Annotated in this window: 13 protein-coding genes; 8 read left to right on the top strand and 5 right to left on the bottom strand. The window is 38.2% G+C overall.

Annotation, left to right across the window (positions count from 1 at the left end):
• The first annotated feature begins 36 nt into the window (after positions 1-36).
• Positions 37-1,719, top strand: coding sequence for a capsule assembly Wzi family protein (locus ACFE6N_RS10635; RefSeq protein WP_378936278.1), 1,683 nt, complete (start codon positions 37-39; stop codon positions 1,717-1,719).
• Between the two features lie 106 nt (positions 1,720-1,825).
• Here the strand turns inward: ACFE6N_RS10635 and ACFE6N_RS10630 are convergent, their stop codons facing one another.
• The 5 genes from ACFE6N_RS10630 to ACFE6N_RS10610 form a co-directional block, all read right to left on the bottom strand.
• Positions 1,826-2,311 (bottom strand): hypothetical protein, encoded by a 486-nt coding sequence (locus ACFE6N_RS10630; RefSeq protein WP_378936276.1) that lies wholly within the window; start codon positions 2,309-2,311, stop codon positions 1,826-1,828.
• Positions 2,301-2,864, bottom strand: a complete 564-nt coding sequence (locus ACFE6N_RS10625; protein ID WP_378936274.1) for a peptidoglycan-binding protein — start codon at positions 2,862-2,864, stop codon at positions 2,301-2,303. Before ACFE6N_RS10625 ends, ACFE6N_RS10630 begins: the two co-directional genes overlap by 11 nt.
• Positions 2,783-3,157, bottom strand: coding sequence for a hypothetical protein (locus ACFE6N_RS10620; protein WP_134204630.1), 375 nt, complete (start codon positions 3,155-3,157; stop codon positions 2,783-2,785). Before ACFE6N_RS10620 ends, ACFE6N_RS10625 begins: the two co-directional genes overlap by 82 nt.
• Before the next feature lie 59 nt (positions 3,158-3,216).
• Complete coding sequence (locus ACFE6N_RS10615) at positions 3,217-3,855, bottom strand: DUF6266 family protein (protein ID WP_378936272.1); 639 nt, start codon at positions 3,853-3,855, stop codon at positions 3,217-3,219.
• 529 nt (positions 3,856-4,384) lie between these two features.
• On the bottom strand, positions 4,385-4,663 hold the full coding sequence (locus ACFE6N_RS10610; protein WP_134203701.1) for a helix-turn-helix domain-containing protein: 279 nt from the start codon (positions 4,661-4,663) through the stop codon (positions 4,385-4,387).
• A gap of 225 nt (positions 4,664-4,888) precedes the next feature.
• On the opposite strand from ACFE6N_RS10610, the gene ACFE6N_RS10605 reads away from it, so the two are divergent.
• From ACFE6N_RS10605 to ACFE6N_RS10575, 7 genes are all read left to right on the top strand, one after another.
• Positions 4,889-5,050, top strand: coding sequence for a hypothetical protein (locus ACFE6N_RS10605; protein WP_378936270.1), 162 nt, complete (start codon positions 4,889-4,891; stop codon positions 5,048-5,050).
• Positions 5,051-5,787: 737 nt separating this feature from the next.
• Positions 5,788-6,525: a tyrosine-protein phosphatase gene (locus ACFE6N_RS10600; protein ID WP_378936268.1), complete on the top strand. Its 738-nt coding sequence runs from the start codon at positions 5,788-5,790 to the stop codon at positions 6,523-6,525.
• A 97-nt stretch (positions 6,526-6,622) separates the two neighbouring features.
• On the top strand, positions 6,623-7,432 hold the full coding sequence (locus tag ACFE6N_RS10595) for a polysaccharide biosynthesis/export family protein (RefSeq protein WP_378936266.1): 810 nt from the start codon (positions 6,623-6,625) through the stop codon (positions 7,430-7,432).
• Positions 7,433-7,443: 11 nt separating this feature from the next.
• The gene (locus tag ACFE6N_RS10590; protein ID WP_378936264.1) at positions 7,444-9,816 is read left to right on the top strand and encodes a GumC family protein; all 2,373 of its coding nucleotides are present in this window, start codon (positions 7,444-7,446) and stop codon (positions 9,814-9,816) included.
• A 111-nt stretch (positions 9,817-9,927) separates the two neighbouring features.
• Complete coding sequence (locus tag ACFE6N_RS10585) at positions 9,928-11,469, top strand: lipopolysaccharide biosynthesis protein (protein WP_378936262.1); 1,542 nt, start codon at positions 9,928-9,930, stop codon at positions 11,467-11,469.
• The gene (locus ACFE6N_RS10580) at positions 11,462-12,616 is read left to right on the top strand and encodes a hypothetical protein (RefSeq protein ID WP_378936260.1); all 1,155 of its coding nucleotides are present in this window, start codon (positions 11,462-11,464) and stop codon (positions 12,614-12,616) included. Before ACFE6N_RS10585 ends, ACFE6N_RS10580 begins: the two co-directional genes overlap by 8 nt.
• A gap of 87 nt (positions 12,617-12,703) precedes the next feature.
• The gene (locus tag ACFE6N_RS10575; protein WP_378936258.1) at positions 12,704-13,861 is read left to right on the top strand and encodes a glycosyltransferase family 4 protein; all 1,158 of its coding nucleotides are present in this window, start codon (positions 12,704-12,706) and stop codon (positions 13,859-13,861) included.
• Positions 13,862-13,866: the final 5 nt, after the last annotated feature.

Genomic DNA, 13,866 nt, shown 5'->3' with positions numbered 1-13,866 from the left:
TCAGCTACGTATATTTGCCGACAAAGTCGTGTATATATGAATAAAATTTTCCTCTTTTTATCGGTCGTACTCATTTCCGCAGGCGCAAAAACCTTTGCCCAAACACTACCTGTTGGTTTGTTAGACCATATTGAAGACAACCTGAGGAGGCAACAGCTGCTGGGCAACGATACCTCTAAAAGTTCATTTCTGGCTCGGCCACTAAATATTTCATCCGGAAATAACTTTCTTCTTGATGCTGCCGATGGGATTTATTTAGATAACTTCCGCAAAAAGATACTTTCCACTCCGAATAACATTTTCGCGCTATATGTTTTGCCGGTAACATGGCAGCAGCAAATCAATACCGATCACCCCTATGGCTGGAATGACGGGTCAATGGTTCAGGCCAGAGGCTACCAGACTCAGGTTTCTGCAGGTTTTTTTGCAAAACTAGGTCCTTTAAGTATCCAGCTTAAGCCAGAATATGTATACGCGCAAAATAAAGCCTTTACTGAGCTCTATCAGGCAGATAATGGCCCTGATTTTTTAAAAAAATATGCCCAGATGGCGAATTGGATTGATAATCCAGACCGTTTTGGCACAGGAACTTACTCGAAACTTACATGGGGTCAGAGTAACGTTCGCTTAACATTTGATCCGGTTTCCATAGGCCTCTCAAATGAAAATTTATGGTGGGGGCCAGGCGTTAGAAATTCTCTTTTAATGAGCAATACCGCAAGTGGATTTAAACACCTTACGCTGAATACAACACGGCCCGTAAATACCCCTATCGGCTCATTTGAAACTCAAATTATTGCAGGGAGATTAGAAAGTTCAAAAATAATTCCAAATAATCCTCTTTTTGTTTCCAAGCCTGATGACTGGCGATATTTATCCGGAATGGTCTTTACGTATCAACCCAAATGGATTCCTAACCTGTTCCTGGGTTTCGACCGGAGTTTTATCGTGTATAGAAAAGATATGGGAAATTCTTTTGGCGATTATTTTCCGCTTTTTGCACCTGTGGAAAAAGTTAGTGTCATAAATGGATCAAACGATGAAGACAATAGGAAACGTGATCAGTACGCGTCCTTTTTTGCCAGATGGGTAATGCCTGAAAGCCATTCAGAGGTTTATTTGCAATACGGTAGAAATGATCATCCCTATAATCTACGCGATGCCCTGCAAGAGCCCGAACATTCACGTGCATATATTGCCGGTTTCCGGAAACTCATTCCATTGAGAAAAGATGATGAATTTGTTCAGGTGGGTATAGAATTAACTCAATTGGAAGGTGCACGTACAGGAGTGGGGCGTGAACAACCAACATGGTATGTTCATCATCAGGTAAAAGACGGTTATACCAATATGGGGCAGGTTCTTGGCGCAGGAATTGGCCCGGGCAGTAACCTGCAGTCTTTAGATGTAAGCTGGGTAAAAGGCATGAAAAGAATAGGTTTACAAATTGAAAGGCTGGTGAATAACAATGATCTCTATTACGCTGCCATTACGACAGATAATAGAAGGAAATGGATTGACCTGTCTTTTTCGGGTAAGTTTGATTGGACTTATAAAAACTTTATACTGAATTCAGAACTGGGTTATATCCGTTCACATAATTATCAATATGTAATCAAGGGTGACTCATTTGAAAGGGATAAATTTTGGAATTGGGACCAACAGGATCGGGGAAACTTAAATTTGAAGGTTGGTTTGGCCTATATTTTTCAAAATTGATTGTTGTCGACTAAATTACCTTACACAGTGCAATTTTTATATCAGCACCAGTATACAGTAAATGCTCCCTTGTAGTTTAAAGGGAGCATTTTTATATTCAGGTCAATCATCGTTTTTTCATCAGCCGGTGGTAGCCTAATGTCAGGCAAAATAAAATTCCCAGTCCGATCAAAAGAGATGGTGACAGGCTTTTTCTCATTTTTTCGGTATACTGTACCTTCGTTTTTAATGCCGTACTTTTCACCCTGGTTTTTTGTTGTGCCAGCTCACGTCCTTTTTGCTGTTGCCCCTGCAGCATGCGCCTGTGGCTGGCCTTTCCTTTAATCACCACCTTCTCGGCCATCCCTTCAAAACCTTTTTCCGCACTGTAGAAAAATTTCCCCAATGGGGTAATTTGCACCACATATTCGCTGTTGCTGGTATCAAGCAAAAGGGTATTGCTTTTTGCCCAGCTTTGCTCACTGCTGCTTTCCCGGCTGTTATGTTTTACCTCAAGGTCCTGTTCATGCAACACTTTTTTGCTTTTTAGCGTTGCACATGCCGAAAGCAATAGGCTAAAGGCCGCCAGGTATTTGATCAATTCAGTTTTCATCTTCCACTCCTTTCCTTTTTGCCCAGTCGGCAAAGTATTTAACGGCTTTTAAATGCCTGCGTTTACGGTACACCCCATCTCCTTCCCTGCTTCCTGCCGTGTTGGTATTGCCCTCAATGGTAACCATCCAGTCACCGGCCTGCCGTTCAACCAGGCCACAATGGGCAATGCGTTTTAACTGGCTAAAGTAAATGCCAAACACTACCGCAGGCCTGATCTCTTTGGTGCGCTTGCTTAGCGGGAATAAAGCGGGGCTCCAGGCGGTGCGTGGTACCTGGTAACCGGCCTGGCCAAAAACCCAGCTCACAAAAGCTGCACACCAGGCATTGCCCTCCGGTACATGTACATAACTGAGGTATCCGGCAATTCGCGGGCCATCGTTTTTGCCCGAACGTTCGCGCACGCCCAGTTCCTTTTCAGCCACCTGCAACAGCCTTTTCCTTTCGGCAAGCGCGGGGTCTTGCCGCAGGTTTATACTATCGCCGCCAGGCAGGCTATCGCTGCCAGCAAGAGCAAGGCAAACGATGCCCAGAAAAAACTTAACTGTTGCCATGAGGTTAACTGCTTAAATAGTGAAACCATATCTGTTAATTTATACAGGCCGAGGCTTTGCCAAAAGCGTTGCAACAGCCACCACGATAGCTGCAACAGGGCAGCATAACAGAGCAGGGCCAGCAAGATCAGCTGCCATATGCCTGCATCAAGCAGGGCCGCGGTAGGCTCAATGGTTCTTAACACTTTCGGGAGGGTATGCCAGCCCAGCACCAGTATTACGGCCAGCATCAGTTTTTCAAGGATCTGCTTTTTCGGCAACAGCGCCGTTAAAGCCGGTTTTAATGTTTTCATATCTTTTTAGTTTAATAGCCCAAACCTGGCATGGCTGGGTTTGGGCTGGTTCATATTAGTTAAGGAATGGTATAGGTACCCAGGTATTGGCTGTTTGCAACCGCAGTGGCATCGCGGTTTACCGCAAAGGCCCAGGCGTGGAAAACATCGCCGCTAAAGTTTGTACCGATTACCGCCGTGTAGGTCAGCGCAGCGCGCTGGGCTTCCTCGTACACCATATACATGTTTTTGGTGACATTAAACAGCACAACCGTCAGCACATCATCCGCAAAGGCATTATAGCGGTTTATAATGCTCTGCCAGTTCAACAGCAGATCTGACCCCTGCAGGCTTCCGTTCAGGCCGTGCATTACCGAAAGCGAACCCTTGCTCAGCACCACCTTCGAAAAATCGATCTCAAAATCAGGGTAGTCACCTGTAACGGCCTGGTTTAAGAAAATTTTTACCGCGGCATTGTAACCGGTAATCTTGTTCAGCTGTTTATCCTTAAAGCCGATATTTAAAATATCCTTGATGGGGCTCAGGTACCGGGCCGCAAGGGCAAACCTGGTGCGCTGCGCCAATTGAGGTTCGGTACTGGCTTTACTGCTTTTTTTAGGGAGTCCCCTCAGGTAATCTACACTGCGCCAGGTGCTGCCGATTACACTGCCTACCTTGCCCGAGAATGCGCCGTTGGCGCCTTTTGAATACGTTGCCATAATTTTTGTTTTTTAAGTGAAAAAAATGTTTAATTCATCGGATTTCTGCTATACCGGTATGTTCAAATCCATGATCAAACCTAGGCGCTTTGAGGTAATGGCACCTCATTTTGGACTCAAATGAGCCAAATTGAGCTGATTATGGGCCATAATGAGCTAAAATGAGCCATGCCAATGCCGGCCATCCAGGCAAAGGAGCAACCGTAAACAACCGGCCTGCCCCCGGGCAGCATGGCCATAAACCCCGTAAATGTTTACCCTGAAAAAACCCATTGTTTACCTTTTAGGTAAGCAAAAGGTAACCAATAGGTAAGCAAAGGGTAACCAATAGGTAAGCAAAAGGTAAACAACAGGTAAGCAAAGGGTAAGCCAGGGGTAAGCCTGGTACCAGGAAAGGGTAAACAACAGGTGTCCTATACTGGAATAAGTTTACAGTAAAAAGTCTTATTACTGATTTGTGTTTACTATCGAATTTGTTTTTACTGTATTGGGTTTACAATGTAATGTTTTCTTTCTGATACAGTAAAAATCAGATACGGCCTTTGCGCTGGCTCTCCAGGTAGGCAGCCAGCAGGTCTTTCAGGTAAAAACGATCGCCGCCGGGCAGTTTGATGGGCTTTAAGGTGCCATCTTTCACTTTACGTTTGTAGGTACTTTCGCTGATGTTGAGGTAATCTTTTACCTGCTGCCGGGTGAGCTGCGTTTCAGGGTCGCCAAAAAGATCAATAAAGGTAAATTTTAACTGTTCTTTGTTCAGTACAAGGTATATGTTGTACAAGATCTGTACTAGTGCATCAAGGTTATTCATAGGGCGTAGAGTTTAAAAACAAAAACATATTGCAGCATGCTGATGAGGCATGCTGCAACCATATCTGGAAAATGTTCCTGTGCCGTTATCAGGGCGGCTAACCGATGGTGCCGGAGCGACTAAAATTGGTTAGAAAATTTGGGTATCTTAAAATTTTAGCGTCAAACAGCGCCAAAAGCTGTTCAACATTCCCAATAATATGGAGGTTAATTAATCGGTATGTAGATGATCATGAATGTACAGGGCACACAATGGCCAAAGCAATGGGTCGCCCCGGCTGGGGCACACCAGCCGCGGGTTAAACAGGCTACAAGCCAGCCTTTGAGGGTAGCTTTGCTGTGCATGTGCGAGCGTTATATGCACCGGGGTAAATACAAAAATGATTAGGGATGAAAAAGCAAACAGGTAAGGTTTTTCCATATTCTGTAAACTTAATCAGTAAATAAATTAGTATTATGGTTACATGTTATGCTTTATATAACGATAATTTATTTCAAATCGTATATCAATAGGATGTGCTACCGTAACCAGCAGCTTTAAAGCTGCCTCAGCAAAGTAAGGCTGAAGACCTTCGCGCGGACAATAAAACCGCCTGTGCAGGCAGATAAAACAATTTAGCTAAAGCCTATGTATGTGCCTCAAAATGGTCTGTCAGCGCATCGATATTGCGTAAAAAAAATTCGATCAGGCTCACCCGGCAGGCAAAACAGGCATTTTTATGCAAAAAAACGATCCAAAATTTCATTTTCATTCATGAGAAGGCGCCACCGGATACGGGGCTGCCATATTAAGCTGATAATCATCCTGAAAGCACTGCATTGATGGGTAAGCTTGAGGCGGCATATTTTCATCAGCCTTAGTCATCACCCGTCATGATTCGGTTTTTCTGCGCCTTAACTATCTCAATAATCAGAATCAGGTTAATATTTTTTAACATTGGCTCATATTAGCTTAACTTTAAGCACTTCATGCAAAATTATTTCGGTTAATGAATGAGAATTGTCAATATTTCCTGTTAAGAAATAATTAAAAAACCGATCGCTTTAAATATTTCTGCAAAAAAACTGTTAACTTGCGGCGGATTTATTCCTTGATTTATTATTTGCATGCTTCTAGCTTAATTGATGTTCAGCTTTTTCAAAAATAAAAAACCTATCGTTAGAGATTTGAAGTGGTTGGGAGTTGATATTCACTCACATCTTTTGCCGGGAATTGATGATGGATCACCGGATGTTGACGAGTCGATATCGCTGATTACAAAACTTACTGCGTTAGGTATTGATCAGTTTATTTGTACACCCCATATCTTTATGGAGTTATATCCCAATACTGCAGAAACGATAAATAAGGCTTTGGAACGCACCAAAGCCGCGCTACAAAAGGCTAATCTGCAAGTGGGGATTGCTGCAGCGGCAGAGTATATGCTCGATGAAAACTTCGAAATTAGCGATGTGATGATGTCTTTGCCCAATAAGCATATCCTTGTGGAGATGTCTTACCTGAATGAAACACCAAACATCGAGCAGATTATTTTCAATCTCCAGATTAAAGGATACACGGTTATTTTAGCCCATCCCGAAAGGTATAATTTTTACCATCAGGATCATGACCGGTTTCATCGCTTTCATGATATGGGGGTATTGCTGCAATTGAATCTGCTCTCCGTAACAGGCTATTATGGCAGGGAGGTAAAAAACACCTCCGAATACCTGCTCAAAAATCAGTTGTACAGGTTGGCGGGAACAGATTTACATCATCAAAAACACTACAATGCATTAAAGTATAATGTAGAAAACGGCTATTTATTTGATAAATTAGGAAAATATCCCTTTGAAAATGATAGGTTTTTACATTTAATATAAATATAGCCTGAACGTATATGTTTTCAATGTTTAAAATGTTAAGTTTGGCCGACCGACAAACAAAATTCTTCACTTTTAAAAATTTTCTCAATCGCTTATGAAAATGCCAATATGTAAGGTAAGGTTTTCTAAATTATGCTTGTTGATAGCCATCGCCTTTTTAACTTCCTGTGTAAGTACCAAAAATGTAGCTTACTTTCAGGATATCAGTGCATTGGGGCAATCAGAACTGGCCAATACGGCTAAATTTACTGATCCCGTTATTCAGGCAGATGATATTTTATCAATATCTATCTTCACCATTGATCCGGCAACCAACATGGTGGTCAACCAGGCAGCTAGCCAGGCCATCAGTACCAATGTAGGGTCGGTGGCAACATTAGGGGCTACCCCGCCTACGGCTGGTTTCCTGGTTGATAAAAACGGAGAGATTGATTTATCCGTGGTTGGAAAAATTAAAGTACTCGGATTAACTACGTTTGAAGCCAGAGATCTGATTAAAGAAAAAGCAGCCATTGTATACACCAACCCCAATGTACAGGTGCGCTTTGCTAATTTTAAGGTAACCATTTTAGGCGAGGTAAACAGGCCCGCATCATACGTGATTCCGAATGAGAAAGTAAGTGTATTGGATGCCTTGGGGCTGGCCGGTGACCTGACCATTTTTGGGAAGCGGGAAAATGTTACCCTGATCCGTGATAATAACGGGAAGAAAGAGTTTGCCAGGCTTGACCTGAACTCAAAGGAGATATTCAATAGTCCTTATTATTATTTAAAACAAAATGATGTATTGTACATTGAGCCAAATAAAGGAAAGGCAGCTTCTTTAAATCAGGCCAGAACCCAAACATACGCCTTAGTCGGATCACTTCTTTCAGTTTTAGTAGTACTTTTTACACGCCTTTAATTAATTAATAAATGAATAATAATTCTGAAGAGGCAATGAAACAGACCTCATCAATAGACACTAAAAAATTCATTGCAAGGCTTTTAGCAAATTGGCATTGGATTGGTTTCTCTCTTATTGTATGCATTCTACTTTCATACGTTTATTACATTTATAAGACTCCTGTCTATAGCATATCGGCCAAAGTTTTGGTTAATGATGAGAAGAAAGGTGGAGGATTATTGGGGGGAGCTGATATGCTAGGAGAGCTTGGTGGGCTTCTAGGCACTAAAAGTACGGTTGATAATGAAGCTGAAATTTTAAAGACAAGACTGCTGTTAGAGCAGGTTGTCAAGGACATGAATTTAAATATTAATTATTATTCTATAAATTCTTTCAAAACACGGCCATTATATAAATCTCCTTTGATTTTTAAGATTTTAAAATCACAAGATACTATCAAAAATACAACTATTGAAGCGGAAGTACTTGCAAATAATAAGGTTCATCTGAAAAGTAAATATTTTGACTCGGTCGTTGCGTTGAATAGAAGTTTTAAATTTCCTGACATAGGCCAGGTAGAATTGATCAAGAGTTCTGAAGTTATTAGTCTAGGAGCGAAATATAAAATTGGAGTAAGCTCGGTTGATGCAGCAGTTGCAGAATTAAGTGATGTTCTGAAAGTAGATGTCGCCAACAAACTTGTTACTATCATAGATTTATCAATAACAAATTCTATCCCCAAAAAAGGAGAAGACATATTATCAAAACTAATTGAAAAATATGTTTATGCGAATATTCAAGATAAAAATCAGGTGGCTGATAGTACCGTTAAATTTATTCAGAATCGATTAGCATATATTGGTAATGAGCTAGGAGATTTAGAAGGTAATATTCAAGGTTTCAAGCAAAAGAATAATTTAGCCGACATGTCAGAACAGTCTAAGCAATTGGTGCAAGTGACAGCTGAATATGTTAAACAATTGGCTCAGGTAGAAACCCAAATAAGCATTATGGAAAGTCTCCAGTCTTATTTGAAGGATAATGAAAAAAATAAGCGGGTTTTGCCAAGTTCTCTCATTCCAGCAGATTTGGTATTTAGTGCTGCGGTAAGTAAATATAACGAATTGGCATTAGAACGAGCAAGAAGATTGATTGGCGTTACAGAAAATAATCCTAGTATTATCTTGCTAGATAAAGAAATACAAAATGCCCGGTTAGATATCGAATCAAACTTAGCCACTACGCTTGATGGTTTTTTGATTACCAAAAGAAAGATCAAAGCGCAAATGCAGCAGGCGGAGAGTCAGGTTAAAGATGTACCGAAGATTGAACGCAGTTACTTAAACCTGGCAAGGCAACAACAGATTAAACAGGAATTGTATATCTTTCTGATGCAAAAGGCTGAAGAAACAGCAATATCAAAGACTTCAAATATTGCAACTTCAAAAACTATAGATCCCCCAAAGGCTGATGTTAAGCCCTTAAGTCCTAAAAAAGCTATATCTTTAATTATAGGTTGCTTTGTAGGACTTCTAATACCGGTGGGCTTGTTGTATCTTAAAGAGTTGTTGAATACAAAAGTTCACACTAAAGAAGATATCAAGAGTATAACAGATGTACCAATAATTGGCGAAATCAGTCACAATGATAATCAAGATAATCTTATTGTTGCAAATGCTTCTAGATCTTCAGTTTCAGAACAGTTTCGAGCTTTAAGAACTAACATATCTTTTATGCAGAAGACATCAGATGACAAAATAATTTTATTAACGTCTAGCATGTCTGGTGAGGGTAAATCTTTCGTGGCAATAAATCTTGGAAATATATTAGCATTGTCAAATAAGCGGGTATTACTGATGGAGTTAGATCTAAGAAAACCCGGCTTATCAACAAAGTTAAATATTGATAATTCCATAGGATTTACGAATTATATTATTGATACGAAACTTGGACTCGACTCGATAGTCAGACCGTTAGAACTAAACAAAAATCTATATATTGTTAGCTCTGGGCCGATCCCTCCAAACCCGGCTGAATTGTTATTAAATTCAAGAACTAAACTTTTAATTGACGAATTGAAAGAGAAATTTGATTATATAATAATTGATGCTCCTCCTATTGGTGTGGTTACGGACGCACAGCTTATTGCCAATTATTCTAATTTATCTATTTATTTAGTAAGGCAGAATTATACTCTTAAAGAACAGATAAATATTATTGAGGATCTAAACAAAAATAACAAAATGCCATCTTTAGGAATTGTCGTAAACGACATTGATGCAAAGAACGGCTATGGCTATGGCTATGGTTATGGCTATGGTTACGGCTATGGATATGGCAGTTACGGTGTAACAGATGAAAGCACTAAAAGTAGTTTTTCAAGATTGAAATTTTGGAAATAGGCTTGTCTAAAAGCTAATTGATATACATTAGAGCTTTGCTCTGATATTACTTCTATTAACCAGTTCAAATTTCGTTATTTAACGTTTTGTTTTAAAAGGCCCATTAGGTAAATGAAAGAAAGTAGTAACAAAAAAATCGCAGCAAATACGATTTTGCTATATATAAGGATGTTACTTACGCTGGTAATTTCTCTTTATACCGTTAGAGTAGTTCTAAAGACACTTGGTGTTGTAGATTACGGGATAAATAACGTAGTTGGGAGTGTAGTAACTATGCTCGCTTTCCTGAGCAATACGATGGCATCTGCCTCTCAAAGGTTTTTTGCTTTTGAAATAGGGCGAAATAATGTTGAAAACTTGAAAAAAGTATTTAGCACATCATTAATGATATATGCGCTAATTGCTTTAATTGTATTTATACTAGCAGAGTCAGTAGGAATTTGGTTTTTGGACAATTATGTTAACTTACCTTCCAATAGATTTGAAGCTGCCAAATGGGTATATCAGTTTTCTATATTTTCCTTCATTCTTACTATGTTCGCTATACCTTATAATGCGCTGATTATGGCGCATGAAAAAATGAAATTCTATGCTTATGTCGGTATTGTAGAGGTCAGCTTAAAATTATTTGTTGTTTTCGTATTAGTTTACTTCTCATACGATAAATTAAAGCTTTATGGCGCTTTAACTTTCTTGGTAACTCTAGTTATAACGCTAACCTACATTTTGTTTTGTTATTATCGATTTGCCGAATCGAAGTTCAAGTTCGCATGGGATTCAAAACTGTTTAGAGAAATAGCAGGCTACTCTGGTTGGAGCTTATTTGGTGCAACAACAACAGTCTTCAATAACCAGGGATTAAACTTGTTATTAAATATCTTTTTTGGTCCTGTAATAAATACTGCACGAGGTATAGCATATCAAGTTAATTCGGCAGTCTCTGCATTCGTTACTAATTTGTTCAATGCTGTAAATCCACAGATTGTTAAATCTTATGCTGAAAATGATTTAGATAGACAACGCAGCCTGATAATGTCGTCTACTAAGATTGGCTACGCTTTATTGCTAATTCTATCTCTTCCTATTGCACTTCAGGCTCGATTTATTTTGGAACTGTGGTTAGGAAATAAGGTTGATAATCATATGATAGTTTTCACGCAGCTTGTTCTCTTGTTTACTTTAATCAATGTTTTTGAAGGGCCGTTAAGTCAGGCTGTTAGGGCTACTGGTATAATAAAATCTTATCAGCTAAATATCGGAATTGTAACATTGGCTATTTTGCCAATTTCTTATGTGATTTTAAAACTTGGTGGTTCGCCCGAAAGTCCATTTTACGTAATGATAGCCATATATTTTTTGGCTATGTTTCTTCGACTAAATATTTTGTCAAAACTAATTGAATTTCCTGTTCGTTTATATCTGAATACGGTTTTTTATCGTGCGATCATATTGTCAATAGTAGCCGCAATACTTCCAATGATCATAAACCACTTTCTGACCACTACAGGATTTATCTCATTTTTGATAACTACAGTTTCATCATCATTATCAATACTCGTCGTATTCTTTTACGGTATGCTAGATAAAAATGAAAAGAGTTTGATTATACTTTTTGTTAAAAAAAATGTATTAAAAAGAGATTCTGATGGGTAAATTATTTGTCAAACGACTATATCAAGTAGCATTATTATTGGCTTTCTTGCGATCGCTAAATGCATGGTTTACTTGGGATATTAGCAAGTCATTTTTTATTTTTTCAGCTTTAGTAAGTGTTTTATACTTTCTTGTTCACGATAGGGAATTAGAAATCAGGAAACATTTGAAAATTATCTTATTGTACATTGCGTCAATTATATCTCTGGGCTATGGTAATAATTTAACTGAGATGTTGAATACAGTTCCTATAATTATTTTCTTAACGACAACCAGAGAATTTAAAACTCAAACGTTAAATTTAATTGTAAAACTGCTGTCTTATTTTCTTATAGTCTCTCTTATATTATTTCTATTATCTTTCTTTATTTCTTTGCCGAATCTCGGACAAATTGAACATCCTAGCTGGGATGAATATGTGTATACAAATTACATATTTTTTATAAAAGGTCAATTTTACGACATAAGATTTAATTCTATTTTCTTGGAACCTGGACATCTCGGCATGGTTCTGGCATTTTTGTTATTTGCAGTTCGATTTAATTTCAAGAGATGGGAAGTCTGGGTTATGATTCTTATTGAGATTTTCACTCTTTCTTTGGCTGGTTATATTTTGGTAGCAATTGGTTATTTTTTAAATATTCTAGTAAAAAGTAAATCTGTCTACAGATTTGTATTCTATGTGATTTTAATATTTGGCTCACTATATCTTGGTGGTAAATATTATAATAATGGAAATAACCTCCTGAATACATTGATTATTGCTAGAATGGAATATGATCAGGAAAAAGGCATCGCTGGAAATAATCGTGCTACTACAAATGCGGATGAATATCTAGATAGAATTATAAATAATGGAGATATATGGATTGGAATGCCACAGAATTATATCAAAGATGAAAACTTAGGTGCTGGATGGAAAATTTTTTTAATTAGATACGGTCTTTTCTCATTAATTGTCTTTGCTCTATTTTACTATCAAGCTACTGTAACTAATCTTTATGATTCCAGGAAGTATAATTTGTTTTTTTTGATGTTGATCGCAATTGCATTTTTACAAAGATCATATCCATGGTGGGAGAGTTGGATCATACCCTTTGTTAGCGGGATGAGTTATTTAGGTAAAAAAAATAAGAATTATTTATAAAGTTACTTTATTGTTAGATCCAATTGACCATGGGGTTAAGGTTTATGAATTTATTTATTTCACATTGCTGCTCTTAATAAGATTTAAATGAACGTACTCTATATAACTCATATATCTTCTTTTTTCACTGGGGCTAATAGATCCCTCTATCACATGTTAGTTGGGCTCAAATCGAAAGGGGTCAGACCAATCGTATTGTTGTCTCCTTATGCGGACATGACTCTGAAAGCTGAACTCGACAAAATAGGTATACAAAGCTATATAATTGAATATTATATGCCTGTGTTTCCAAATAACAATAATTTTAGAGATAAATTACTGTATTTACCCAAAATTCTGAGATCGAAATTTAGAAATTTATTGGCAAGGAGGAAGATATTTAAAATTGTTCAGTCAGAAAGCATAGATATCATCCATACTAATGTTGGTCCGTTACTGTTAGGGTACGAAGTAGCAAATAAACTTAATATCCCTCATATTTGGCATTTGCGCGAATTCCAGGATCTGGACTTTGATATGAAAACCTGGTATACTAAAAAAGGTTTTCTGAGCATGCTCAATCACGAAAATAATCACCAAATAGCGATTAGTCGGGCAATTTATGAATACTTTCACCTAAAACCGCCGTCTACTGTAATCTATAACGGGATTATGAAAAGTTCAGCAGCAAGATATTGTCCTTCAAAATCTGATTATTTTCTATATGTGGGCCATTTGAGTGAAAATAAAGGAATTCAAGTTTTATTGCAGGCCTTCAGTATTTTTTGCCAGAACAACAAGTCTCATAATTTATTAATTGCTGGTGATAGTACGCTACCATCTTATAAACTATCGCTTATCGACTTTCTTAATGAAAAGGAAATTGGAGACCGTGTATCATTTCTTGGACATCGCAATGATGTAGACCAGTTGATGCAATCGGCAACAGCACTCATTGTACCGTCGTTAAACGAAGCATTTGGAAGAATTACTGCTGAAGCGATGTTTAACGGTTGTTTGGTAATTGGCAAAAACACAGGTGGAACAAAAGAAATAATCGATTTAATAGGAACGGGTTTGCTTTACGATTCTGTAGAAGAACTGGCAGATCTAATGCTAAATTTAACCAAAGTCGGAATAGAAAATTATTCAGATGAGCTTGTTTCGGCTATGAATAAGGCCAAGATTAAATTTTCTGAAGAGAGTAATGCTGAATCGGTACATCGCTTATATCTCGAACTACTAAAAAATAGGGATGACAATTAGACATT

It is taken from the genome of Pedobacter sp. BG31 (assembly GCF_042464845.1).
Classification (GTDB): domain Bacteria; phylum Bacteroidota; class Bacteroidia; order Sphingobacteriales; family Sphingobacteriaceae; genus Pedobacter; species Pedobacter suwonensis.
Note: the sequence above shows the minus strand (reverse complement) of the source record. Positions and strands in the feature narration are given on the sequence as shown.